The sequence below is a fragment of the Marinobacterium sp. MBR-111 genome (assembly GCF_040547585.1).
GTDB lineage: Bacteria > Pseudomonadota > Gammaproteobacteria > Pseudomonadales > Balneatricaceae > Marinobacterium > Marinobacterium iners.
Map to the genome: position 1 here is coordinate 10,815 of NZ_JBEPQA010000030.1, position 25,492 is coordinate 36,306.

Annotated in this window: 19 protein-coding genes; 7 read left to right on the top strand and 12 right to left on the bottom strand. The window is 57.1% G+C overall.

The window, feature by feature from the left end; all coding sequences use genetic code 11:
• The first annotated feature begins 78 nt into the window (after nt 1–78).
• Genes ABIE61_RS16360 through ABIE61_RS16370 form a run of 3 tightly spaced genes read left to right on the top strand, consistent with a single transcriptional unit; the run spans nt 79 to nt 7,057 of the window.
• Nucleotides 79–813, top strand: coding sequence for a response regulator (locus ABIE61_RS16360; RefSeq protein WP_091826713.1), 735 nt, complete (start codon nt 79–81; stop codon nt 811–813).
• Nucleotides 810–5,246 (top strand): AAA family ATPase, encoded by a 4,437-nt coding sequence (locus ABIE61_RS16365; protein ID WP_354411432.1) that lies wholly within the window; start codon nt 810–812, stop codon nt 5,244–5,246. The genes ABIE61_RS16360 and ABIE61_RS16365 overlap by 4 nt, the downstream gene beginning before the upstream one ends.
• A 2-nt stretch (nt 5,247–5,248) precedes the next feature.
• Nucleotides 5,249–7,057, top strand: coding sequence for an ATP-binding protein (locus ABIE61_RS16370; RefSeq protein WP_354411435.1), 1,809 nt, complete (start codon nt 5,249–5,251; stop codon nt 7,055–7,057).
• On the opposite strand, the gene ABIE61_RS16375 is transcribed toward ABIE61_RS16370, so the two are convergent.
• From ABIE61_RS16375 to ABIE61_RS16385, 3 genes are all read right to left on the bottom strand, one after another.
• Nucleotides 7,042–8,781, bottom strand: coding sequence for a putative bifunctional diguanylate cyclase/phosphodiesterase (locus ABIE61_RS16375; RefSeq protein WP_354411436.1), 1,740 nt, complete (start codon nt 8,779–8,781; stop codon nt 7,042–7,044). The two genes, ABIE61_RS16370 and ABIE61_RS16375, sit on opposite strands and share 16 nt — an antisense overlap.
• A gap of 128 nt (nt 8,782–8,909) precedes the next feature.
• Nucleotides 8,910–9,350 (bottom strand): hypothetical protein, encoded by a 441-nt coding sequence (locus ABIE61_RS16380; RefSeq protein WP_206835017.1) that lies wholly within the window; start codon nt 9,348–9,350, stop codon nt 8,910–8,912.
• Between the two features lie 53 nt (nt 9,351–9,403).
• Entirely contained in the window at nt 9,404–9,970 is a 567-nt protein-coding gene (locus tag ABIE61_RS16385; RefSeq protein ID WP_091826721.1) for a TMEM165/GDT1 family protein, read from the bottom strand.
• Between the two features lie 286 nt (nt 9,971–10,256).
• Here ABIE61_RS16385 and ABIE61_RS16390 point away from each other — a divergent pair, with 286 nt between their 5' ends.
• Nucleotides 10,257–10,814 (top strand): lysozyme inhibitor LprI family protein, encoded by a 558-nt coding sequence (locus tag ABIE61_RS16390; protein ID WP_354411439.1) that lies wholly within the window; start codon nt 10,257–10,259, stop codon nt 10,812–10,814.
• Between the two features lie 57 nt (nt 10,815–10,871).
• Nucleotides 10,872–11,975, top strand: coding sequence for a phosphoribosylaminoimidazolesuccinocarboxamide synthase (locus ABIE61_RS16395; RefSeq protein WP_354411442.1), 1,104 nt, complete (start codon nt 10,872–10,874; stop codon nt 11,973–11,975).
• A gap of 68 nt (nt 11,976–12,043) precedes the next feature.
• On the opposite strand, the gene ABIE61_RS16400 is transcribed toward ABIE61_RS16395, so the two are convergent.
• From ABIE61_RS16400 to ABIE61_RS16415, 4 genes are all read right to left on the bottom strand, one after another.
• Entirely contained in the window at nt 12,044–12,895 is an 852-nt protein-coding gene (locus tag ABIE61_RS16400) for a M48 family metallopeptidase (RefSeq protein WP_354411444.1), read from the bottom strand.
• Between the two features lie 49 nt (nt 12,896–12,944).
• Complete coding sequence (locus ABIE61_RS16405) at nt 12,945–13,874, bottom strand: electron transfer flavoprotein subunit alpha/FixB family protein (RefSeq protein ID WP_354411447.1); 930 nt, start codon at nt 13,872–13,874, stop codon at nt 12,945–12,947.
• A complete protein-coding gene (locus ABIE61_RS16410) occupies nt 13,871–14,623 on the bottom strand; it encodes an electron transfer flavoprotein subunit beta/FixA family protein (protein ID WP_206835033.1) in 753 nt (250 codons plus the stop codon). The genes ABIE61_RS16405 and ABIE61_RS16410 overlap by 4 nt, the downstream gene beginning before the upstream one ends.
• Before the next feature lie 65 nt (nt 14,624–14,688).
• On the bottom strand, nt 14,689–16,338 hold the full coding sequence (locus ABIE61_RS16415) for an AMP-binding protein (RefSeq protein ID WP_354411449.1): 1,650 nt from the start codon (nt 16,336–16,338) through the stop codon (nt 14,689–14,691).
• A gap of 241 nt (nt 16,339–16,579) precedes the next feature.
• Between ABIE61_RS16415 and ABIE61_RS16420 the strand changes: the two genes are divergently transcribed.
• Complete coding sequence (locus tag ABIE61_RS16420; RefSeq protein WP_206835041.1) at nt 16,580–17,584, top strand: AraC family transcriptional regulator; 1,005 nt, start codon at nt 16,580–16,582, stop codon at nt 17,582–17,584.
• A 149-nt stretch (nt 17,585–17,733) separates the two neighbouring features.
• Entirely contained in the window at nt 17,734–19,824 is a 2,091-nt protein-coding gene (locus ABIE61_RS16425) for a methyl-accepting chemotaxis protein (protein ID WP_354411452.1), read from the top strand.
• Nucleotides 19,825–20,008: 184 nt separating this feature from the next.
• Here the strand turns inward: ABIE61_RS16425 and ABIE61_RS16430 are convergent, their stop codons facing one another.
• The 5 genes from ABIE61_RS16430 to ABIE61_RS16450 form a co-directional block, all read right to left on the bottom strand.
• Entirely contained in the window at nt 20,009–20,725 is a 717-nt protein-coding gene (locus ABIE61_RS16430) for a YebC/PmpR family DNA-binding transcriptional regulator (RefSeq protein WP_206835051.1), read from the bottom strand.
• Between the two features lie 117 nt (nt 20,726–20,842).
• Complete coding sequence (locus ABIE61_RS16435) at nt 20,843–22,048, bottom strand: MFS transporter (protein ID WP_354411456.1); 1,206 nt, start codon at nt 22,046–22,048, stop codon at nt 20,843–20,845.
• Between the two features lie 89 nt (nt 22,049–22,137).
• A complete protein-coding gene (gene glyA / locus ABIE61_RS16440) occupies nt 22,138–23,403 on the bottom strand; it encodes a serine hydroxymethyltransferase (protein ID WP_354411458.1) in 1,266 nt (421 codons plus the stop codon).
• A 70-nt stretch (nt 23,404–23,473) separates the two neighbouring features.
• Nucleotides 23,474–24,274 carry a YggS family pyridoxal phosphate-dependent enzyme gene (locus tag ABIE61_RS16445; protein ID WP_354411459.1) on the bottom strand — a complete coding sequence of 267 codons (801 nt, stop codon included), beginning with the start codon at nt 24,272–24,274 and terminating at the stop codon, nt 23,474–23,476.
• Entirely contained in the window at nt 24,271–25,419 is a 1,149-nt protein-coding gene (locus tag ABIE61_RS16450; protein ID WP_354411461.1) for a benzoate/H(+) symporter BenE family transporter, read from the bottom strand. Before ABIE61_RS16450 ends, ABIE61_RS16445 begins: the two co-directional genes overlap by 4 nt.
• Nucleotides 25,420–25,492 lie beyond the last annotated feature (73 nt).

Sequence of the window (25,492 nt, forward strand, 5' to 3'; positions counted from 1 at the left end):
ATGTAAAAAGCCCTTTTACTTTTCTGTGCTGCAGTTGATATTGCACCTGTCGAGTTTGCCCAGAGATGCCCAACACCCATGAATATAGCCCCATCCCACGCACATATCCTGATTGTCGAAGATGATATTGCCTCACGGTCACTGTTGGTGAGCTACTTCGAAAATGAAGGCTACCATGTGTCCGAGTCCGACCAGGCTGATGATCTCTGCGAACGTGTGGTGCAGGAGCAGATCGATCTGGTGCTGCTGGATATCAGCCTGCCCGGCAAGGATGGACTCACAGTCACGCGTGAGTTACGGGCCAGCTCCAGTGTCGGAATCATTCTGGTTACCAGCAAGGGGGATGAGATCGACCGCATCGTCGGGCTCGAGCTGGGCGCTGATGATTATGTGACCAAGCCGTTCAACCCGCGTGAATTGTTGGTGCGCGCGAAAAACCTTCTGTGGCGCATTTTCAGCGCCCGCGGCGGCAGTGGCGCCAGTGACCGACGAGGCCCGGCCGGCTACCAGTTCGAGGGCTGGGTGTTGGACCCGCACAAGCGCCAGCTGACCAGCCCTGAAGGTGAACATGAGCGCCTGCCCGAAGGCGAGTTCAAGCTGCTGCAGGCTCTGATCAACCACCCCGGGCAAGTGCTGTCCAGGGATCAGTTAATGGATGCAATTCACGACCGTGAGTGGACCCCCAATGATCGCTCGGTTGATGTGTTGATCGGGCGGTTGCGACGCAAGCTCGGTGACAATCCATCCAACCCTCAATTGATTCTGACCGCCCACGGTGCCGGCTACATGTTTGCCGGTGACATCAGCCCATGAGTGTCCCTGAAGGCTACCGGGTTCTGCGCCGATTGCACCAGAGCCCGGGCTGCACCGTCAGCCGCGCCGTCCGGCTTAAAGACGGTGCAGCGGTGGTAATCAAGCAACTGTACCGCAGCCACTGCAGCCGCGAACGCCTGAGCCGGTTGCAGCATGAGTTCGAGATGCTGTCACGGCTGGACATTATTGGCATTGTGCGTCCGCTTGAGCTGATCCAGCTGGAAGCCGGACCCGCGGCCCTTTTTACCGACTCCGGCTCGGCTTCACTGCGGCAACTGCTGGCTGAGCAGCAGCTCAACTGGTCCCAATGGCTGTCAGTGGCGATCCGCATTAGTACCCTGCTGGGAAAGCTGCACGAAGCAGGCGTTATTCATAAGCAGGTGAATCCTGATCACCTACTGTTCAACCCCGACACCGGCCTGGTCGAGTTGATCGGTTTTTCTCTCAGCACTGGCCTCAGCCGCGAGCAGGCCAGCTGGAACACACCGGAACTCGGTGACGGCGGCCTTGCCTATATCGCTCCGGAGCAGAGCGGACGTATCAACCGCAATATCGACTACCGCAGCGACTATTACAGTCTCGGCGCCACACTGTACGAGCTGATGACCGGGCGCCCGCCCTTTGTCAGCGACGATGGCATGGCACTGGTGCATGATCATATCGCCAAGCAACCTGCACCGCCGCATGAGATCAACCCGCAGCTGCCGCAGATGCTGTCGCAGGTCATTCTCAAACTGCTGTCCAAGGACGCCGCCCAGCGCTATCAATCCAGCGTCGGCCTGGTGCATGACCTGCGCTTCTGCCTGCAGGCACACCAGCGTGGCGAGCATGAGCTGGATTTCACACCAGGCGAGCAGGATCTTTCAGCCAGGTTCCAAATTCCACAGCGGCTCTATGGCCGCGAAGCGGTGCTGGAACAGCTGCACCGTCTGTATGACGGTTGCCGTGATGGACAAAGCCCGCTGGTATTGATCACGGGCTATGCAGGCGTAGGCAAGACCAGCCTGGTGCACGAGCTGCGCCAGTACGTCAACCAGAAGGGTGGCAGTTTCAGCAGTGGAAAATTCGACCAGTTTCGACGCAACCGCCCCTACTTCGCCATTTTCCAGGCACTGCAGGGGCTGGTACGCCAGCTACTGACAGAACCCGAGATTCGCATTGCACGCTGGCGTGAACAGTTGCTGGACAGTGTCGGCAACCATGCCCAGATTTTGTTGAAGCTGATCCCCGAACTGGAGTTGATCATCGGCAGTCAGCCGGACGCACCGCCCTTGTCGGCAGCTGAAGAACAAAACCGTTTTTCCCGCATCTTCATCCAGATGTTGCGCGTTTTTGCTTCCCCCGAACGACCTCTGGTGCTGTTTCTGGATGACCTCCATTGGGCTGATCTGGCCTCTCTGCATCTGATCGAGACCCTGGCAGGCGTAATCGACCCACCCAGACTTTTGCTCATCGGCAGCTTTCGCGACCATGAACTGGGCGCCACTCATCCGCTGCGCACCAGCCTTGAGCGGCTGCACAACTCCATATTGCCGCCGGTAGAGCTGGCACTGGAACCCCTGAGTCCGGACCAGGTCAATCAACTGATTGCCGATACACTGCGGGCCGACCTGAATCAGTGTCGCTCACTGGCCGAAGCGTGCAGCGAAAAGACCCAGGGTAATCCCTTCTTTCTGAGCCAGTTTCTGCACTCCCTGCACCAGGACGGCCTGATCTGCTTCCGTGAACAGCGTTGGCAGTGGGATGAGCAGGCGATCAGGTCTCAGGAGATGACCGATAACGTCATCCAGTTGATGGTCAGTAAAATTCAGCGACTGCCCGCGAATACTCAGGCGGTCTTGCCGCTGGCGGCCTGTATCGGCAGCAGCTTCAATCTGCGTACGCTGGTGGTGGTCAGCGGCCTCGAACCGCGTCAGGCCGCCGACCAACTCTGGCCTGCGCTCACCGAAGGCCTCATCGTGCCACAGGATGACAGCTACCGGCTGTTCCAGAACATTGACCCAAGCCGCACCCGCTATCGCTTCGTGCATGACCGTGTCCAGCAGGCGGCCTACTCCCTGATTCACGATGATGAGCTGGAAGCCCTGCACCTTCAGATTGGTCGCCAGCTGGAAAACAGCCTGCGACCCGATGAGATCGATGCCCGCATTTTTGAAATCAGCAACCACCTGAATCAGGCACGACGTCTTCTGGATACACCGGCCCAGCGTATACGACTGGCCAACCTCAACCTGCGCGCGGGGCTTCGCGCCCGGGAAGCCGCTGCCTTCGATTCCGCACTGGACTACCTCAGCACAGGGCTGGAGCTGTTGCCGGAAAACGCATGGCAGGAAAGCTACAGCCTGGCGCTTGAACTGCACACATCCGCTGCCGGTATTGCTCACATCAAGGGCCAGCAGGAGCGGATGCAGCAACTGATCAATGCGGTCGAGACACATGCACAAACACTGCTGGACCGGGTACGGGTTTTCGAGATCCGCATCCAGTCACAGGTCGCCAGCAATCGCTTTCACATGGCGCTGGAAACTGCGCTGGAGCTGCTCAACCAGCTGGGTGTGCGGATTCCTTCTCGCCCCGGCACCGGCCAGTTGCTCAGGGCGGTGGCACGCACCCAGTGGCTGCTGCGCCGACAGCCTCCCGAAAAGGTTGTGCAACTGCCGGCCATGGAGTCTCCCCAGCTGCTGGCCGCCATGCCGATACTGGCCAGCATGTTCGGTGCCATCAAATTCTCAAGTTCCGAGCTGCGCCCGCTGGTGATGGCGCGTCAGGTTGAACTGACGCTCAAACATGGCCTGAGCCCCTCGTCTGCACTGGCTTTTGCCGGGTACGGTGGCGTGCTGTGTGGCCAGTTCCAGGCGATTGAGCAGGGTTACCGACTCGGCCAGATGGCACTGGAACTGGATGCACAACTGCCCTCCACGCCCACTCACCACCGCACTCTGTCGCTGTTTGATTGTTATATTCGCCACTACCGTGAACCGTTGCAGCATTGCATGGAGTCGCTGCTCAAAGCGCATCAGCTGGCACTGGACTGTGGCGATATGGAATGGGGGGCCTACGCACTAGCCGCTTACATCCAGTACGCCTTCCCGCTGTGCCGCAACTTGGACGAACTACAGCCACGGCTGGAACAGTATGCTCGCTGGCTTGAGCAGTCGGGACAGCAGCAGTCGCTGCAGTACTCCCTGTTTACGCTTCAGACCATGGAAAACCTGCGCGGCCAGAACAGTGACCCGACGCGGCTCGATGGTCATTTCTATCAGGAAGAACGCGACCTGGCCGAGCTGGAACGGGAAAACCACCGTACTGCCATCAGCCTGCACCATTTCTACAAGGCACTGCTCTGCTACCTGTTCGGCGAGTACGAGCTGGCCTATACCCACAGCGAAGCCGGTGATGCACTGCGCTCATCCATCAGCGGGACATTTACCGCGCCCTGGCTGTCATTGCTGAACTCACTGAGCATTCTGGCGCTGCTGCCACGCACCAGCATCCTGCAGCAGCCGGCACGGTTGCAGAAAGTGAACAAGACCCTCAAGCGTCTGCGCAAACTGGCGCGTCACGCGCCGGAAAACCAGCGTCACCACGTCGACCTGCTGCAGGCAGAACTGTATCGCAGCCAAAAACAGTACAGCAAGGCGATGGATCTGTACGAGCAGGCGATTGAGCATGCTCGTCAGCAAGGCTTTCTGCTGGAAGAAGCGCTCGCCTGTGAACTCGCCGGACAATTCTATCTTGAGTGGGACAAACCTGGCGTGGCCCGCTCGTACCTGCAGGATGCCTGGGAGCGTTATGCCGACTGGGGCGGACGTGCCAAGCTGGAGCAGATGCTCAGGCGCTACGCGTTTGAACCCGAACGGCCGCTGCGCCAGGTGCGTCCCGAACCGTTCAGCAGCCGTTCCGACAACGGGCAGTCGCTGGACAATCAGGCTTTCGACATCACCTCCGTGATTCATGCCTCACAGGCGATTTCAGATGAAATTGTACTGGAACGGTTGCTGGAACGACTGATGCGGCTCGCACTGCAGAATGCCGGTGCACAACGGGCAATTCTGATTCTGCGCCGACAACAGAACCTCTACCTGGAAGCGGAAATCTGTCTTAATCAGCCACCAACGCTGTTTAACGTTCTGCCACTGGAACAGAGCGGCAGCCTGCTGCCACTGAGCATCATCAACTATGTTGCGCGCACCAAGGATGACGTCGTGCTGGGTAACGCGGTTGAGCATCAGATGTTCCAGCAGGACAGCTATATCCGCCACCACCTGCCCAAATCGCTGCTGGCCATCCCGATTCTGTACCACGGTGAACTGACTGCCATTCTCTATCTGGAGCATTCACAGAGCCGTGACATATTCAACCGCGACCGACTCAAGACTCTGCAGATACTGGCGGCGCAGGCCGCTTCATCTCCGCCAACCCGGCACTGGTGAGGTTGCTGGGATATGACAGTGCCTCCCAGTTTCTGAACTCGGTCACCGATGTCATTCGTGACTGCTTCATCGACCGCGAGGACTGCCGTCGATTTCTTGCCCTGCTCAATCGACAGGAGCGAGTGCTGCGCTTCGAAACGCGCTGGCGCCGGCGTGATCGCTCCGAGGTTTATATCTCCATCTCAGCCCATCGCATTACCGATGAGCAGGGTCAGCTGAAATATTACGAAGGCTCACTGACCGATATCAGTGAACGCAAGGCCAAAGAGCAGGCGGAGATTGCGCGCGAGAAGGCCGAAGCGGCCAGCGAGGCCAAGAGCCATTTCCTCGCCACCATGAGTCATGAAATTCGCACCCCGATGAATGGCATTCTCGGTATGGCTCAGTTGCTGATGCGCTCAGGTCTGAGCCCGGCGCAACAGCAACAGGTCGATTCCATCTACCGCTCGGGACAGTCTCTGCTGACCATCCTCAACGATGTGCTCGACTTCACCAAAATCGAGGCCGGACAGATGGAGCTGGAACGGACGCCTTTTAACCTGGTAGAACAGCTGGAGCAACTGCGCCAGCTGCTGTTGCCTATGGCGCAGGAAAAGCAGCTCGATCTGATTCTGCGTCTGGAACAGGACCTGCCGGAGCGTGTCATCGGTGATGCCCGCGCCCTCAACCAGATCCTGTTGAACCTATGTACCAACGCCCTCAAATTCACCCAGGAAGGCTATGTCCTGATCAAGGTGCGTGTCCTTGATAAACAGCAGGAACACTGCCGTTTGCGGTTTGAAGTGGAGGACACCGGCATCGGCATCCCTGAGTCGGCTCACTCTCGCATCTTCATGCATTTCAGTCAGGCGGACAGCTCAATTACACGCCGTTTTGGCGGCACCGGACTGGGACTGTCGATCTGCAAACGGTTGGTCGAGCTGCAGGCAGGCCAGATCGGTTTTGACAGCCACGCCGGTCAAGGCAGCCGCTTCTGGGCTGAGTTGGAATATACCGTCACCAGCGGCAGCGCGCTCCCGCCGCCAAATATCGAACCTGCAGGGACGCTGGAAGAGAAGGCACGACTGGATATTCTGCTGGTGGAGGACACCCCAATCAATCAGCAAGTCACGGTTGGCCTGCTTGAGTCAGAAGGACACAGCGTCAGTGTGGCGGACGATGGCTACACCGCCCTGTCGATGCACAATGATCATGACTATGACCTGGTGCTGATGGATATCCACCTGCCGGATATGGACGGTATCGAAACCACACGCCGGATGCGCAACCACCCTGAGCCCTCCCGTGCAGCCGTACGCATCATCGCCCTGACCGCATCGGTCACACCCGCCGAAATGCGGCTCTACCAACAGGCGGGTATGGACGCTGTTGTCAGCAAGCCGCTGCAGTTCGATGAACTTAACCGCTTGCTTCGGGATACGCCGACCAGGGATCAGTTACCCGCACTCAGTCGCGACAGCGAAGATCCCTTACTCAACCTTAGCCTGCTGCAGCAACATCGTCAGATGCTGGGCAGCGATCGCTTCACCGCCCTGTGCCAACAAATGCAGGAGCAGTGTCTTGAACTGCTGCAGCAGCTCGATGCAGCCGATTCGGAAATGCGCCCGATATTACTGCATAAACTGGCCGGAACACTGAGCAACTTCGGTCTGCAGCAGGCCGCTCGACTTAGCCGAGACCTGGAGCAACAAGCCGTAACACAAGAGAACCTGCAACAGTTGGATCAGCTTACACGTAACAGTCTGAAGGCTCTGTACAGCTGCTCAGAGCTGGGGCTGCGGGAGGCGGTGCCTGATCAGGATAGAGGCTGAAGCAAAGCCTCTTCCTGATCGGGCCTCTCAGCATCCACGTCTGCAAAGGGGACGCTGAACCGAGGATTGATCAGATAGCGGCTGACGTCTTCAGCACTGAGAGCACGGCTGAAAAAGAAACCCTGTACTTCATCACAACCGGATAACTTCAGGCACACCAGCTGGTCCGGTGTCTCGACCCCCTTGGCTGCCACCTGCATTCCCTTGCGTCGAGCCACCGCCGCAATGGAGGTCAGTATCACGTTGTCATCGTAACTGTTGCGGATACTCTGTATGAAACTGCGCTCGATCTTGATACGGCTAAAGTGCACACCCTCCAGCCGGTCATGTTCCAGCCCGATTTCACTGCAACCAAAGTCATCAATCACCAGCTCCAGCCCAAGGCCATAGAGTGCTTCAAGCAGACGTATCTCGATCGGTCCAAGCTGATCCAGAAACTGGTCATTGATCTCAATCTGAATCAGGCCAGGAGCCACTCGGTAGTGGTTGAGCCGCTCCCGTAACCAGTCAACCAGTTCAGGATTCTGTAGCTGAGCCAGGCCCAGGTTGACCGAAACCGGCAGCAACTCGAGTCCTTGCTCCTGCCATTGGCTCAGCTGGTGCACCACCTGCTCCAACACCCGGTAGCCAAGCTCGGGCATCAGCCCCCGAGCCTTTGCAACATCGAGAAAACCATCGGGCTCAATCAGCCCATGTCCTGGGCAATCCCAGCGCACCAACGCTTCAAACCCGGTCGTCATATAGCCACGCAGGCTGATGCAAGGCTGGTAGTGTACGCGCAGTTGATGCTGCAGTGCCTGCAGCGACAACAGCGACAGGTCGGGTTTGCTGCCCGATTCATTGCCCTGCCGCGGATCATAGAAGGCAAACTGCCCCCGGCCTGAGCGTTTGGCGCGATACATCGCCATATCGGCGTGCTTTACCAAGGTTTCGATATCCACCCCATCTCGGGGCGACACGGCGACACCGATACTCGGACTTGTACTGAGCCCATGACTTTCCAAATCGGCATAGGGCGCTGACAGAGCCTCTACCAGATGCCGGGCACAGGTTTCCACATCTTCATGTCGGCGAACTTCGGTCAGCATCACCACAAACTCGTCTCCACCGAAGCGGCTCACGATATCGCTCTCTCGCAACCCTGTATCCAGCCGTCTGGCAACTTCCTGCAACAGCAGATCACCCACCTTATGACCCAAGGTGTCATTGATCAGTTTGAAGCGGTCCAGGTCAATAAAGCAGACAGCAGCAAATCGACCCTGCCGTTTTGAGCCCAGCAGATGAGAGTGTGCCAGCTCCATAAAGAGACGACGGTTATACAGCCCCGTCAGATGATCGCGGGATGCCGCTTCCAGAATATGCTGATGTTCGTTACGCAGGGAGTTAAGCAGCTTGAGATTTCGAGTTTCCGAGCGTTGCAGCGCCTGCAGATACTCATCACGCCTGCGCAGCGTCCATAGCAGCCAACCCAGCCCACTTACGGCAATCAGGGTAAGCCCCAGTACGGTCGCCAGAAACAGATCACGCTGCTCACGATAATTCAGCATGAGATCAGGCTCTGACCGGCAGGCCTGTTCAAGCATTTGATAGAGGCGCTCCAGCTCATCCAGTTGCCAGACCGTGAGCAGCCAGACAGCCAGCACCAGCAGCAATGCAAAACCGGCAATACCAACGCGCGGCAGCATCGAGGGCGTAACGTGTGACTCGGACGGAGGAAGGCTCAAGACAGATCCCTGCTAGCCTGCAACAGATTGAAAATCTCCCTGTTGGTATAGGGAGACACCCGGCAGCAACGCTAGCAGAGAAAGATGACAGCAGTATGACACCCCCGGCCAAAGCCGGGGGGCATTAATCAGTTGGATTCAGAGCTGTCCATTTTGGCGTCGGCATCAGGCGCTTCTTCCTGCTGCATCTCTTCCATTTTCTGACGCGCCGCTTCGGTCATCTCTTCAGTGGTTTCAGCGGCCTTTTCGCCCATTTCTTCAGCCTCGGACTTGACCTGATCATAGGTCTCTTTGGCCTTTTCTTCTACCTGCTCGCTCACGTCAGCGGCCTTGTCCATCATTTCAGAGGTTGTGCTGCGAACCTCTTCCCCAGCTTCAGAGGCTACTTTGCCCGCTGCATCCATGGTTTCACCCGCTTCCTTCTTCAGTTCATCCATTGCGGTGGAGCCTTGCTGGCTGGCGGGTGCCGCACCGTTTATCTTCTCATCAGATGCGCTGTCATCGCTGCAACCTGTCAGGACAACGGCCGATGCCAATACCGCCGGGGCAATCAGTTTGTGCCAACTCATATCAGTCACTCCTTTTACTTCAGTCGTGGGTAATGTGCGTGCAGTATAGAACATTAAAATGAGTCTAAGGTTAACAGGGTCGCGACTCCAAGCCCCACAAACAGAAGACACGCGGCCCAGCGGGCAACGTTAAGCGGTATTTTTTGCATCAGCCAGCTACCGGCGTACGCCACCGGCACGTTGGCCAGCAACATGCCCAACGTCGTACCGACCACTACCCAGAACAGGCTGTCATAGCGTGCCGCCAGAATAACCGTGGCGATTTGAGTCTTGTCACCGATTTCGGCCAGAAAAAACAGAATACAGGTTGCGACAAAGGCACCGTACTTGAGCACCGCGCCCCCGTCTTCATCATCCTTATCGGGAATCAGTACCCAAAGCCCCACGGCGATGAAGCTCAAGCCAATAATCCAGGGCACCCACTGGTCGGGAATCCACTGTACCAGCCAGGCACCCAGCCAGGCAGACAGCGCATGATTCAGCAGGGTAGCAACCAGAATACCCATCACAATCGCACCACGATGGGCGAAACGGGCAGCAAGAAAGAGGGTCAACAACTGGGTTTTATCACCGATTTCGGCGATGGCAACCGCGAGGGTCGAGGGCAGAAAAGCGTCCATAACAGTTCATCCGGCGGGCTGTTGATTCCATAAGACACGCCACACCGGCCCGCCAGGACAGTGCGTTGTGTCTCAGGTCTCATCAATCCCGTACAGGACGTGACTGCCATGAGCGTGAGGCTCAATTATGTTGACAGCCACTCTGATGGCCAGGGCCATACAGAAGATTACTCCCCCAAGAGTGGCGCGAATCTTAACAGCCTATCCGGCGAGGCGCAAACGGGCTGGTCTCGGTACCGATGTCAGGTAGAATGGCGTTTTATTTGAACCGCCAGAGGCCGACTGAATGAGAGCCCGTTCCATTTCTGCCACCATATTGCTGATCACTGGACTGGGTCTGAGTGGTTGCGAAAGCCTGCCTGCGCCTTTTGCACAGCCAACACCCAAGCCCCCTCGTAGCGAACCGGTGATTGCCGAGTCCACACCCACAACACCTGTACCGCTGTCTGAACAGGCGTTGCCGGCCGCGACCGATCTGAACTGGAACCCTTCACTGGAAGCGCCTCTGGATCAGCTTGAGTCCCGACTGACGCAGCAGCAGGAAAACGGCAGTTCTCAGCTGGAGATAAACGAAACCCTTTCCAGCATTGCCTATCTTTATGACGCTGAGCTCTATCTGCTATTCAAGGACACACTGGACTACCTGCCACCCAAGGCACAGCGGCACGAAGTTGATGTACAGAATCGCTGGCTGGATCAACGCCAGCAGGTGATGACACAGGCCTTTCTGATTGATCAGGATGGCGAAATCGCACGTTATACGGCAGGTCAGGCGTTTATCGCCGAGACCCGCAAACGAATCGAAGAGCTGCAGAACCTGCGCAAGCTGATCGTCATCGATTAACCGGGCTTTATGCTAGAATTGCCTGGTTTTTCAACCCTTAACAGGACCTGTGCCACCATGAGCCTTGCCCAATCCGTTCTGGCCGTAAACAACGACCTGCCGATCCGTACCGACCGCCCCGTTCACAGCGGTAAGGTACGCTCCGTTTATTGGCTGACCGAAGCCGACAGCCGCCGTCTGATCGAAGAGAAAGGCTACAACGTGGCGCCTGACGCACCACTGGCTATCATGGTGATCAGCGATCGCATCTCGGCATTCGACTGTATCTGGCACGGCGAAGGCGGCCTCAACGGTGTACCCGGCAAGGGCGCTGCGCTGAACAGCATTTCCAACCACTGGTTCCGGCTGTTCCGCGAACAGGGTTTGGCTGACAGCCATATTCTGGATATCCCGCATCCCTTCGTCTGGATCGTGCAGAAAGCCCGCCCAGTGATGATCGAGGCAATCTGCCGCCAGTACATTACCGGCTCCATGTGGCGCGCCTACAGCAAGGGCGAGCGTGAATTCTGCGGCATTACCCTGCCGGAGGGACTGCAGAAGGACCAAAAACTGCCCGAACTGCTGATGACACCGTCCACCAAGGGTATCCTTCGCGGTATTCCGGGCGTTCCTGAAGCGGACGACGTTAATATCACCCGTGCCAACATCGTCGACAACTACGCCGCTTTTGGCTTCCGTTCTGCGGCGGATGTGGACCAGTACGAAGAGCTGCTGAAGGAAGGCTTTGCCGTCATCAGCAATGCGCTGGCCGAGCTGGATCAGGTATTCGTCGATACCAAGTTTGAGTTTGGCTATGTCACCGATGCTGCCGGCAATGAGAAATTGATCTACATGGATGAGGTGGGCACACCGGACTCCTCCCGCATCTGGGACGGCCCTGCCTACCGTGACGGCAAGGTGATCGAGAAGTCAAAAGAGGGCTTCCGCCAGCTGCTGCTGAACCACTTCCCTGACCCGGACATCCTGCTGAACAAGGATCGCATGCCGGAACGTGAAGCGCTGGCCCGGGACAACGCCCTACCGGCCGAGGTGCTCATGGACGTGTCGCGTACCTACCTGGACATTGCCGAAAAGGTTGTCGGCCACACCATCGAACTGTCGGACAACCCGAAAGCCGAAATCATCGCGATTCTGCGCGACCAGTATGGGCTGATCGACTGACAGAACAGACATAAAAAAGGCCGCCTGTCATTCCAGCAGGCGGCCTTTTTTGTACAGTGACCCTGGTGTCAGCGCGGCCTCAGCCGGTCACAGTCAGGCTTGCGGCCAGCTGCCAATGCCTGCTGATACAGCGGCATGTACTTGCTTACCTGACTATCCAGTTGCCGGATACGCGTGCCAGGTGCCGGGTGGGTAGACAACAGCTCCGGTGGTGCAGCGCCCCCCTTCTGCGCCATCTTCTGCCACAGGCTAACCGCTTCACGAGGGTCAAAACCGGCCTGGGCCATCAGCTCCTGCCCCAGCATGTCCGCTTCTGATTCGTGTTTACGGCTATAGGGCAGCAGAATGCCGTACTGAGCCCCAAGCCCCAGCGCCATGACCGCAGCCTGCTGAGTTTTTGAGTCCACCCGATCCGCCAGCGCTATACTGGTTGCCATTATCCCCAACTGGGTCAGCTGTTGCTGACTCATGCGCGCATTGCTGTGCTGTGCCAGCACATGAGCAACTTCATGTCCGATCACCGACGCCAGTTGATGCTGGGTATTGGCCACCTGAAGCATACCGGTGTAAACACCGATTTTGCCGCCTGGCAGCGCAAAGGCATTAACGGCCTTATCCTTGAACACCACCAGCTCCCAATCCTGTGGCGCGTAGCCATATTTACGGGGCACCTGCATCACGATCGCATCGGATACACACTCCACATAACGGTTGGTACGCGCATCGGTCTCGATCGGGATTTTCTCTTTCATCTGTTCAAAAGACTGGGAGCCAAGCTCATTCATCTGTGTAGAGGAGTTGAGCAGCAGGGTTCGCTCACCGGTAGGGGAAACAGCACAGCCGGTCAAGCCGAGGGTTGCAGTCAATGCAAGCGATGCCAACCATCCGGGGCGGCACCGCTGTTTCATGAAGCAGAGCATGGGTCCATATCTCCTTGAACGGATCAACTTTCCCGCAAGAATACCCTGATCAGAGCCGGCTCTCCAGTTCAGGCATCGCCTCAAACAGATCACCTACCAGGCCATAGTCGGCCACCTGGAAGATCGGCGCCTCTTCATCCTTGTTGATCGCCACAATGATCTTGGAGTCCTTCATGCCGGCCAAGTGCTGAATGGCGCCGGAGATGCCCACCGCGATGTACAGCTCGGGCGCAACCATCTTGCCGGTCTGCCCTACCTGCATGTCGTTGGGCGCAAAGCCGGCATCGACGGCGGCACGGGACGCACCGACCGCAGCCCCCAGCTTGTCCGCGACCTTGTACAGCAGCTCGAAGTTGTCGCCGTTGGCCATGCCACGACCACCGGAGATGACCACGGATGCAGCGGTCAGCTCGGGACGATCCGACTTGGCCAGCTCTTCGCCAACAAAGCTCACGTCAGCATGCTGATGCACGGCGCCGCTGCTCTCAATGGCTGCACTGCCGCCGGTGGCTTGCGCCGCATCAAACGCGGTGCCGCGCACAGTCATCACCTTTACCGCATCCGCTGACTTCACGGTTGCAATGGCGTTGCCGGCATAGATCGGGCGCTTGAAGGTATCGGGCGACTCAACCGCGATAATGTCCGACAGCTGATTCACGCCCAGCAGTGCCGCCACGCGGGGCGCTATGTTTTTACCGGTCGTCGTGCCCGGCGCCAGAATATGGCTGTAGCCATCTGCGATTTCAGCCATCAATTTACTGACGTTCTCAGCCAACTGGTGCGCATAAGCAGCATTATCCGCCACGATCACCTTGCGCACACCGGTAATGGCAGCCGCGGCATCGGCTACAGCCTGACAGTTTTCGCCCGCTACCAGCAGGTCGATATCACCCCCGATCTGCTGAGCGGCTGTTACCAGGCTCAGGGTAACCGGCTTGAGGGACTGGTTATCGTGTTCGGTCAGGATCAGAATGCTCATGCGACCACCTTTGCTTCGTTACGCAGTTTGTCTACCAGCTCTTCTACCGAGCCAACCTTGATACCGGCCTGACGCTCAGCCGGCGGCTCAACGCTCATCAGCTGCACACCGGCAGCCAGCTGTGCACCCAGCTCTTCAGGAGTTTTCACATCCAGCGGCTTTTTCTTGGCCTTCATGATATTGGGCAGAGACGCGTAGCGCGGCTCGTTCAAACGCAGGTCAGTGGTCACAACCGCGGGCAGCTTCAGGCTCAGGGTTTGCAGACCGCCGTCTATTTCGCGGGTCACTTTCAGGCTGTCGCCTTCAACCACGACTTCGGACGCAAAAGTTGCCTGCGGACGGTCCATCAGCGCGGCCAGCATCTGACCGGTCTGGTTGTTGTCAGAGTCGATTGCCTGCTTGCCCAGCAGAATCAGGTCGGCTGACTCCTCTTCCGCCAGCTTCTGCAGAATGCGCGCTACCGACAGGGAGTCCAGCTGATCCGGCGCCTCGACCTGAACGGCACGATCAGCACCCAGTGCAAGCGCGGTACGCAGCTGCTCCTGGCAGGCCTTGCTGCCAATAGAGACGACTACGATTTCATCCGCCTTGCCGGCCTCTTTCAGGCGTACCGCCTCTTCCACCGCGATTTCGCAAAATGGGTTGAGGGACATTTTGACATTCGCCAGGTCTACATCGGAACGGTCGGATTTGACCCGTACCTTGACGTTGTAATCAATCACACGCTTAACAGCGACCAGTATTTTCATATCTCAGTACCTTTATCGATCAGCAGCAAAAGGGGAAAAAGGAGGCCCGAAGGCCTCAATGCTCACTAAGAAGCCACTTCCTCAGCTGCCTGCTTACGCAGAAGGAAACGTTGAATCTTGCCGCTTGAAGTTTTGGGCAGATCGTTCACGAATTCGATTTCACGCGGGAAGGCGTGGGTGGAAAGCCGATTGCGCACATGCTGCTTCAGAGTTTCAGCCAGCGCATCATCGGCATCAACATGCGGGTGTGTCACCACATAGGCCTTAACGATGAAACCACGACTGTCGTCGGGCTTGCCCACCACGGCACTCTCGACCACTGCCTCATGCTCCAGCAGCGTGCTTTCCACATCGGCAGGCCCGATGCGATATCCGGCAGAGGCGATGATGTCGTCATCACGTCCGGTGTAGGAATGCGAGCCATCACCGTTGTTGATCACCACATCACCCGTCAGGTAGTACTTTCCGTGATAGGGGCTTTTTTCACCCCAGGTATACCCCTGGAAGAAATAGAGCGGTGAATTTTCCATATCGATGGCCAGCTCGCCACTTTCACCCGCCGCCACTTCATTGAAGTTGGCATCCAGCGCCACCAGACGGTAGCCCGGCAACTGATAGCCCATGCTGGCATCGCGCAGCTGATGTTCCAGTTCATGGAAGTTGGCAGAGGTCATGCCGGTCTCGGTCTGACCATACTGGTCGCAGACCAGGCAGCCGAACGCACGCTGTACCCAGCTCACGATTTCAGGGTTCAGGGGCTCACCAGCACTATTGGCCACCCGAAGATCGATCTCGGGATAGTCTTTCAACAGTTTGTCGTTGGCCTTCAGCATGCGGTAGGCCGTAGGCGCGGCTGCCAGGTTGGTGATGCGATGCTTGCGCAGAAACTCGAAGGTGTTTTCGGCGGTAAAGCCGGCTTCATTGAAGTGGGTGGTGCAACCCAGCAACAGCGGCCCCACCACGGCGTAGTACAGTCCATACGCCCAGCCCGGGTCAGCCACGTTCCAGAAATTGTCGGTATCACGCAGACCGATGGCATAGCGCATATAGACATAGAACGCCGACAGCGCCTTGGCCGGAACCGTCACCCCCTTAGACTTGCCGGTGGTACCGGAAGTGAACATCTGCAGGAAGGGATCTTCCGGGCCGATTTTTACCGGTTCAAACTGATCCGACTGTTGATCCAGTGTCGACTGGAACAGGAAGTCCGCCTCCCCTTCCAGCGGATGACCGGTTTCAGCCACCAGCATGGTGGTGGGCAGCCCCTTTACATCCGCCAGCTTCGACCACTGGTCAGGATTGGTAATGATCAGTTTGGTATCGGCTTTCTGTACCCGGTACTCAATGGCACCCGAACCAAAGGCGGTAAACATGGGCTGATAAACGGCACCGGCGCGCAGTGCACCCAGAACGGCAACCATCAACTCGGGGGTACGGGTCAGCAGGGCCGAGATGCGATCACCCTTGCCAATCCCCTGAGACTTCAGAAAGTTGGCAAACTGAGCAGAACGCTGCATCAGTTCGCGGAAGGTCATTTCACCGCCACTGCCATCCGCCAGTTCATAGCGCAGCGCGACTTTTGCAGGGTCATCTGCCCAGCGATCACAGATCTCCTCACAGACATTCAGACCTGCGTTAAAATCGCCCACGAAGTTCTGTATGATCGATTCCGGCGTGAAATCCTTGATGAAATCGTTGTAACTGATCTTGTCCATACTGAAACCTGCTTATTGTTCTAATGAGGTTCACCATTACCCGGACAGACCACACTGGCCAAACCGGGCATGAATAAGGGAAAATACCTATTCCTTCTGTATGAACGCAGAGTAATGCAATCGCCCGTGGCAACAGAATGACAACTTTCGACAGATAAATTGACATTTTTTGCACCACTGATTCGTCATCAAAAACAAGCGGTTAATATCAATCAGCCCGTACAGAGCCCAGCCCTGACCTATGAAGAACCTGACTTTTTCGTCCCACTATGCTCGCGCCATGCTGCAGGGCTATCGCGCTCAGGGGCGTGATGTGGAGCGCTTGCTTGCCAGCTGTGATATCGATCCAGACCTGATCAACCAAACCAAGGCACGACTGCGCACCGGTCAGTTCATCCAGCTGTTTCGCCGTATCTGGCGCGAGCTGGACGACGAGTTCATGGGGCTTACATCATCCCCCTGTCGGGTTGGGCACTTTCATCTGATGGGATCATTGGTGGTGCACAGCACCAATCTTGAAGACGTAATGCGGCAAAGCATCCGCTGTTACCGCCTGTTCTCGGATGATATCGAGATCAGCCTGAGGCTGGAGGGCGACGAGGTCGAACTGAGCCTTACTCATCACCACCCTGAGCTGGATCCGGATAATTTTCTGGTGGAGTGGCTGCTGATGGTCTGGCATCGCCTGATCGGATGGCTGATTGGGCGCAAGATCGTACTCAGCCATGCCAGCTTTACCCACCCGCTTCCCTCTCACTTCGATGAGTATCGCTTCATCTACCCCTGCAAATGCCTGTTCGAGCAACCCCGCAGCAGTATTTTCTTCAGCAAAAACTACCTCAGCATGCCGGTAACGCGCACCACACGGGAGCTGGACGAGTTCATTCTCAGTTCACCGCGCGACCTGCTGATCTGGACCGACGAAGACGATAGCCTGAGCACCCGGGTACGCGGCCTGCTGGAAGGGTTTGAAGAAGGTGGCCTGCCCAATCTTGATTGGGTCTCGGAGCAGCTGCACACCACCTCTTATACGCTATCACGCAAATTGAAGGCCGAAGGTACCTCCTACCAGAAGATCAAGGACAACCTGCGCCGAGACCAGGCGATCATGATGCTGACCCGGCAAAATTTGAGCATCGGGGATATTTCAAGCCAACTGGGGTTCGCCGAGCCAGGCGCGTTCTCAAGGGCATTCAAACACTGGACCGGTGTCAGCCCACTGGCCTATCGCAAGCAGGAGGGTTAATCGGCTCGACAACGCTCACCAAGTTCTTTATAAAGCTGTTATAACCATTCTGAAAGAAGGAGTTTTCAGGCAACTATGCGCTCTGCGGACTATTTGTCGCGCCTGCCCGCGTGACATGCCCACACAACTTCTCCTGAGGAACGGACTATATGACCAACCTGTCCATCCGCTTCAAACTGCTGGTCGGCTCAGCACTTGCCATCCTCGTCTCACTCGGAATTGTCATTTTTCTTGCGCTCGGGGCTTATCAATCATCCATCGACAAGGCTGTGGACGACACCACAGGCATCATTACCGAGAACGTGAATGACCAATTGCACCTGACCGCTGGACAGATATCGGTTGATATTCGCCAGCGCCTTGAGCGCGGTTTCGACTCGGCAACCGCCCTGGCGACTTTCATGGGCGCAACCGCCTGGACCGATCAACTGGTTTCACGCCATGCGGCCAAGCAACTGGTCCGGGCGCACTTGCTGGCCAACGAAGAAGTCAGCTCCATGTATGCCCAGTTCGAACCCAATGGCTATGACAACTTCGACAACCTGTACAAGGGAGATTTGGAGCACAGCTCGAAACAGGGCAACCTTGAAATTTACTGGGTAAGAGAAGGTGATTCACTCACGTTTTATCCTACCGAAGACTCGAACCGCAAACTGGACGCCACACTGAACGCAAACGGCATGCGTGAATCCGAATGGTATCTGTGCCCACGCGAAACAGCCTCACCCTGTATGGTAGAGCCCTACCTGTACGAGATCGAGCCGGGCAATTCGGTACTGATGACGTCCCTCACCGTACCCATCATGCACGACAAAAAGGTGATCGGGGTTGCCGGCACCGACATCAACCTGCCGGTGCTGCAGCAACTGACTGAAAAACTGTCACAGAACCTCTATGACGGCGAAGCCAGTATTACACTGCTCAGCCAGCAGAATCGTGTTATCGCATCCAGCCGGTTTACCCAAGCCGCCGGGAAGACCGTTCAATCCGTTGATCCAGACTTCCTGCAACGCATCAACAACCCTGAAGACAGCAACGATATCATTATGGTGACTGAGGAACTGTCCGTCGCCAATACCCGCTGGCGTTTGATTGTGGAAGTTCCCAAGGCCGCCGCCCTGGCAGAACTGAACCAGTTACAGGCCGATATGGAAGATAACCGCAGCAGCACCATCTGGGATTTGCTGATCACCGCAGGCGTCATTCTGCTGATTACTCTGGCGGTGGTGAATCTGTTCATATCCGGCATTACCAAACCGCTGGCTCAACTCGGCGAACGCATGCAGGCACTGGGAGGCTCTGAGGGCGACCTGACACAGGAGCTGGAGCATTTCCGTCATGCTGAACTGAACGCCGTTTCGGATGGTTTCAACAGCTTTACCCGCAAGATACGCACCGTCATTCATGAGTTGATCAGCCTGTCGGCACAGTTGCAGCAGAATGCCAAGGCCCTGGCAGACAATGCACAACAAACCCGAGAATCAACTGAAGAGCAGCAGAAACAGCTGCAAAGTGTAGCGGCAGCCGCCAACGAGATGGCCGCTACTGCCACCCAGGTGGCCAACCTGGCCGGTCAAACGGCTCAGGACGCCGGCAGCTCCGAGCATGAAGTCAGCGCCACCCGCAGCACGCTCAAATCGACCGTTGACGAAATCGGTAACATGTCCGGCGCACTGGATGACGCTTCAGAGAGTATCGGTCAGGTTGCCAGCCGCAGTGACGAAATCTATAAGATCATCGAAACCATACGGAATATCGCCGAACAGACCAACCTGCTGGCCCTGAACGCCGCAATAGAAGCCGCGCTCGCAGGTGATCAGGGACGTGGCTTCGCGGTGGTTGCTGATGAAGTCCGAAACCTTGCCAGCCGCACGCAGGACGCTACCGGCGATATCGACACACTCATTTCAGCCCTGAAACGCGATGTGGATGACAGTGTCGGCCGCATGCAGCACTGCCGTGGCATGGCCGCTCAGACCGTCGAGCAGAGTCACTCCAGCTATCAGCGACTGGAAGGCGTCTCTTCACGCATCACTGCCATTTCTGAAAACACCACTCAGGTCGCGACTGCTGCCGAAGAACAGAGCATGGTGAACGAAGAGATCAACCGCAACATCACCAGCATCGGCGATTCGGCCGACGTACTGGCGCAGGCTGCTGCACAGGTCACGGCACTAGGTAAAGAGGTATCCACCAGCGCCGCTCGCCTTGACCAGCAACTGGGTCGTTTCAAAGTCTAAGTTACGCGCCGGCCCGACACCGGCAAATGCCTTGGCGCTCAACATGATCATTCATGGCGAGCGCCAAGGCTGCTCTGCATATGGCGATAACCGCTTTTACGTCAGGCCCTCCTCGGCCTGATCGCTCAGTAGGCTGGCCTCTTTCTATTCACTACGTGGCGGCTTTTGGCGCGGAGCAGTCCTTTCAGAACTCGACGTTATGGTACACCTGCTGTACATCGTCCAGATCGTTCAGCATCGCCAGAAATTTCTCGAACATCGCCACATCGTCGCCACTGAGGCTGGTATAGCTTTGCGGGATGAACTGAATTTCATCAACGTCGAAATCAAGATCGCCAAAGCGTTCGATCAGCGCGGTCTTGGCCTTGAAATATTCAGTGTTGGGCGCGAAGACGGTAATTTTGCCGTCTTCAAGTTCGATATCGGTAACGTCAACATCCCCTTCCATCAGGGCTTCAAGCACCGCTTCTTCATCATCGCCAGCAAAGACAAAGATGGCACAGTGATCGAACATATGGCTGACGCTGCCCTGAGTACCGATCTTGCTTTTGGTCTTGGTAAACGCCTGACGCACGTCGCCGAAGGTGCGGTTGGGATTATCAGTCAGGCATTCGATGATGGCCATGCTGCCACCGGGGCCGTAACCTTCGTAACGCGCCGGGGAGTAGTCTTCGCCGCCAGCCCCCTTGGCTTTGTCGAGCGCCTTTTCGATCACGTGCCCTGGAACCTGCTCCTTTTTCGCGCGATCGATCAAGCCACGCAGCGCCAGATTACCATCGGGGTCGACCCCACCCGATTTGGCCGTGACATAGATTTCGCGCCCGTAACGGCTGTAGAGCTTGGCCTTCATGTCTGATGTTTTGGCCATCGACTCTTTGCGGTTCTGATACGCTCTGCCCATGGGTGGTTACTCCGATAGTGATCTTAAAGCTGGCGATTTTACTGCGATCTGGGCAGCATGAATAGCAAGCCTCGAGCGAGCCCTGAAAGAAGAGTTCTCCAAACGCGAAATACTGGTTTAGTTTGCACCTGCCAGATTTGTCTCTTCCAGATACTTTACCCTGCGCTGTTCCTGCAACAGCACGATCAAGGTAGTGATCCCCATAAACGCGGCTGCGGCCCAGAACAGGCTGGTATACCAGCCATGGTCCAGCATGAAGCCGAACAGTATTGGCCCAACCACGCCTCCGAGGTTGAAACCGGTCGAGACGATGCCAAAAGTACGCCCCTCCGCCCCTGCCGGTGACGCCGCACGTACCAGCATGTCACGTGACGGAGCGACCACACCGGCCAGGAAACCGGTCGCGCCCAGTACCAGTGCCAACATCAGGGGCGACAGCGGTACACTCGCCACCACCATCGCCAGACAGGCCGCCAGTGCAAAGGCAATCCCCGCCAGGGAACCGTGTCGTTTAGTCATGTCGGCCAGCACACCACCGGCCAGCACGCCAAAGGCAGTCGAGAACAGAAATACCGTCAGCGCCCGGTTGGCGTCCGGCAGTGATACATCGAATCCGCCCACCAGTGCCGATACCGAGAACTGCTCGATCGAGCCAGTGCTCAGATTCAGCATCATGAACAGCAGCATCAGAATTGCCAAAGAAGCCAGCGGCGTGGCCAGAGGACGTTGCTCGACGCGAGATGCATCAGCAGTACCCTGGTCCGGCAGCCCCTGCCCCACTCCAGGCATCACCAGTGTACATACCAGCAAGCCCGCCATTGCGGCAACCGCAAACGCCCAACGCGGCTCCAGCATCAATGCCACCCCTATCATCACCGGTGGCGCCAGCGCACCGCCCAGAAAACCCGAGAAGGTATGCACCGAGAACGCCTTTCCCATCCGTTCCGGCGCCATCCCGCGAGACAGCAATGAATAGTCTGCAGGGTGGTAAACGCCATTGGCCAACCCCGCCAGCACCATGGCTACCAGCAGACAGCTGTAGGTCGGTATGGCCGCCACCAGCCCGAAACTGAAGGCTCCCAGCAGCAGCGCAGCCAGCAGCATGCGCTTGGCCCCGATCCGGTCGACCATGAAACCGAGCGGGATCTGCACCATCGCCGTGACAATGTTGAACACGCCGATGGCGATGCCCAGCTCGACGAAACCGACCTCCATCACCCCGGGCAGCAGCGGCAACAACGCGGGCACCGTCATGATATGCAGATGGCTGATCAGATGGGCCGCCGAGACCTGTGCCAGCAGGCCGTTCCGTGTCACGTTCACCTTTGACTCTCCTTGCCTCTTTCTACGGGGCTAATGACGGGGAATAACCGAGTATAACGGCAACCTCGTATAGCCGAGACACTTTCGCCTCAGGCATAGACCGGGTAACGGCGGCACAGCGACAGCACCTGCTCCCGCACCCTGGCAATGACAGCATCGCGGTCGGCGGATCCCAGCGCATCCAGCACATCACACAGCCAACCGGCCAGCTGTTCACACTCTGCCACACCGAAACCACGGGTGGTTACTGCCGGTGTACCGATGCGAAGTCCCGAGGTAACAAACGGCGAGCGTGGATCATTAGGCACCGAGTTCTTGTTGGTGGTGATCCAGGCTTCACTCAAGGCTGCATCCGCCTCCTTGCCGGTGTAACTGCGGCCGATCAGGTCTATCAACATCATGTGGTTGTCCGTGCCACCAGACACGACTTTGTATCCACGCGCCTGAATCACAGTGGCCATTGCGCGAGCGTTGATCACAACCTGTTGTTGATAGCTTCTGAACTCGGGCGCCAACGCTTCCTTGAACGCCACAGCCTTGGCGGCTATCTGGTGCATCAGTGGGCCGCCCTGCACACCCGGAAATATCGCCGAGTCCAGTCGTTTGTAGAAGTCCTCATCCTGCCCCTTGGACAAAATCAGCCCGCCACGCGGTCCCCTTAGCGTCTTGTGGGTGGTGCTGGTGACCACATGGGCATGGGGCAAGGGGTCCGGGTATTCACCGGCCGCCACCAGACCGGCCACGTGCGCCATATCAACCCAGAACAGGGCTCCCACTTTGTCGGCAATGGCGCGCATCCGACCCCAGTCCTTACGACGCGAATAGGCTGAAAAGCCACCGATCAGCAGCTTGGGACGAGTCTCCAGCGCAATGCGCTCCATCTCGTCGTAATCGATCAGGCCGGTTTCGGGGTCCAGGCCATAGGGCACGATATTGTAGTGCCGTCCTGAAAAGTTTGATGGGTTACCGTGGGTCAAGTGACCACCCTGTGCCAGGTTCATACCCATCACGGTATCGCCCGGCTGCACCAGCGCCAGAAAGACCGCCGCATTGGCCTGAGCCCCCGCGTGTGGCTGCACGTTGGCATAGTCACAGTTGAACAGCGCCTTGGCACGGTCGATGGCCAGCTGCTCAGCCTGATCGACGTACTCGCAACCGCTGTAGTAGCGACGTCCTGGGTAGCCTTCGGCATATTTGTTGGTAAACACCGTATTCTGCACCGCCATCACCAGCGGGCTCGCATAGTTCTCGGAGGCGATCAGCTCGACATGGTCTTCCTGACGCTGGATTTCGCCTTGCAAAGCCTCAGCCAACGATGCATCAAAGGTGTCCAGGGTGATCGAAGAATCGTACATAGTGCGGTAATTCCTTAACGATAAGTGGGTAAAAATAAGAATGGGTAAACGTGCCGTTGCAGCCAGCCAACTATGCCGAAGGCCAGTAATGACTGTCCGGAATAGCGCGAGCACCGAAAATGGCCTGGCCAACACGAACGACGGTAGCGCCTTCCTCTATGGCGATTTCAAAGTCGCCTGACATTCCCATCGACAAGTCATCCAATGTGACGCCTGCGGGTATCTCCTGACGCAAGCGGTCTCTAAGTTCGCGCAAAGATGCGAAGCAGGTGCGGACCCGAGGCGCATCGGACGAAAACAGAGCGAGTGTCATCAACCCGCGGACACGTAGAGCGGAAAAGTGAGGCATCTGCCGCATGAAAGTCGCCACCTCGTCCGGGGCAAGACCGTACTTGCTGCTCTCACCTGAGGTATTGACCTGTACGAAGACATCCAACTCCCTCCCCTCTGCCTGAAGACGCCGGTCCAGCGCCTCCGCCAGTTTCAGGCTGTCCAGTGCCTGAAATTCGCTGGCGAAACGTGCGACCAGTTTGGCCTTGTTGGTTTGCAGATGGCCTATCACCGACCATCGCAACTCAGACAGGTCAGACAGGTTGCCCCATTTCCGATAGGCCTCCTGCACCTTGTTTTCACCCAGCTGGCGACACCCTGCTTCATATGCCAGTCGCAGCTGGGGCTCGGAAAAGGTTTTGCTGACCGGCAGCAAACGCACATCCTGAGGATCTCGCTCCACCCTGAGACAGGCATCAGCGATCCGCTGCCGTACCTGCATCAGGTTGCGACGAAAGTCAGCGACATTGCCTGCTTGGGGATAGCGACCGTGCTGTTCGTGCCAAGTAGAAGTGGCAGAAGACTTAGACTGCGTGCTCATTGAGAGGCTTCTCCCGAGCATGCCACGAGTTCAACGGTCTGGCGGCGTGGCAAGCGACCATTGAGCACAAGGTAGGATCCCAGGCCGATCACTAATCCCCAAAAGGCACCGCCAATCCCCAACAGCGTGATATTCGCGGCAGATGCCAGGAAAGTGATCAGAGCTGCTTCCCGAGATTTGGGATCATCCATGGCACTGGCGAGGCTGCCGCCAATCGTGCCCAGCAGAGCCAAACCCGCCAAAGTGCTGATGAAGGCCTGCGGGAACGCCATGAAGACGGCGGCAAGAGTCACGCCGAAGACACCCACCAGGATATAAAAAACACCTGCGGCGATCCCTGCGACCCAGCGCTTGGAAGGGTCATCGTGCGCTTCCTTGCCGGTACAGATTGCAGCCGTGATAGCAGCCACGTTGAAGGCATGCGATCCAAAGGGAGCCATAAGCAAGGAGCCCAGGCCCGTAATGGTCAGGATTGGGTTGGCGCTGGTTTTGAAGCCGTCATTACGCAACACCAGCATGCCAGGCATATACTGTCCGGTCAGCGTAATCAGGAACAAAGGCAAGGCAACACTCAACAGGGCGTTGAATGAGAACGACGGCATGGTGAAAACCGGCGCTGCGAGTCTCAGTTCCAGTGCCGACAGATCGACACGCTCTTGAACCAAAAGCAGAACAACACCCAAGAGCAGAATACCCACCACGGCATAGCGCGCCGTGAAACGCTTGAGTACTACATACGCCAGGATCAGCATACCGGCCAACAGCGGATCAACGCTCATGCCACCAAAGGCACCGATACCAAACTGCAGCAGAATACCGGCCAACAACCCGGCAGCAATGCCGGATGGAATCAGACGAATGACCTTTTCGAAATAACCCGACAGACCAAGTAAAACAAAGGCTATCGCCGATACCAGATACGCACCAATGGCTTCTTCGTAAGGCGTTGTGGCCAGAGCCGCAACAAGGAAAGCGGCGGCAGGTGTCGACCAGGCTGTGATGATAGGCTCGCGAGAAATCCAGCTGAGTATGATCCCGGTTACACCAACTCCGATCGAAATGGACCAGACCCATGAAGTCGTCAATTCAGGACTCAGACCTGCGACCTGCGCAGCCTGGAACACCCGAGTTCGACAGTTATCCACTGAAAATCGTCTCTTTTACACGCCTCAGGCCAGTATTCATGCGGGTTTCCGCTTTTTAGACGCCTAAAACCCT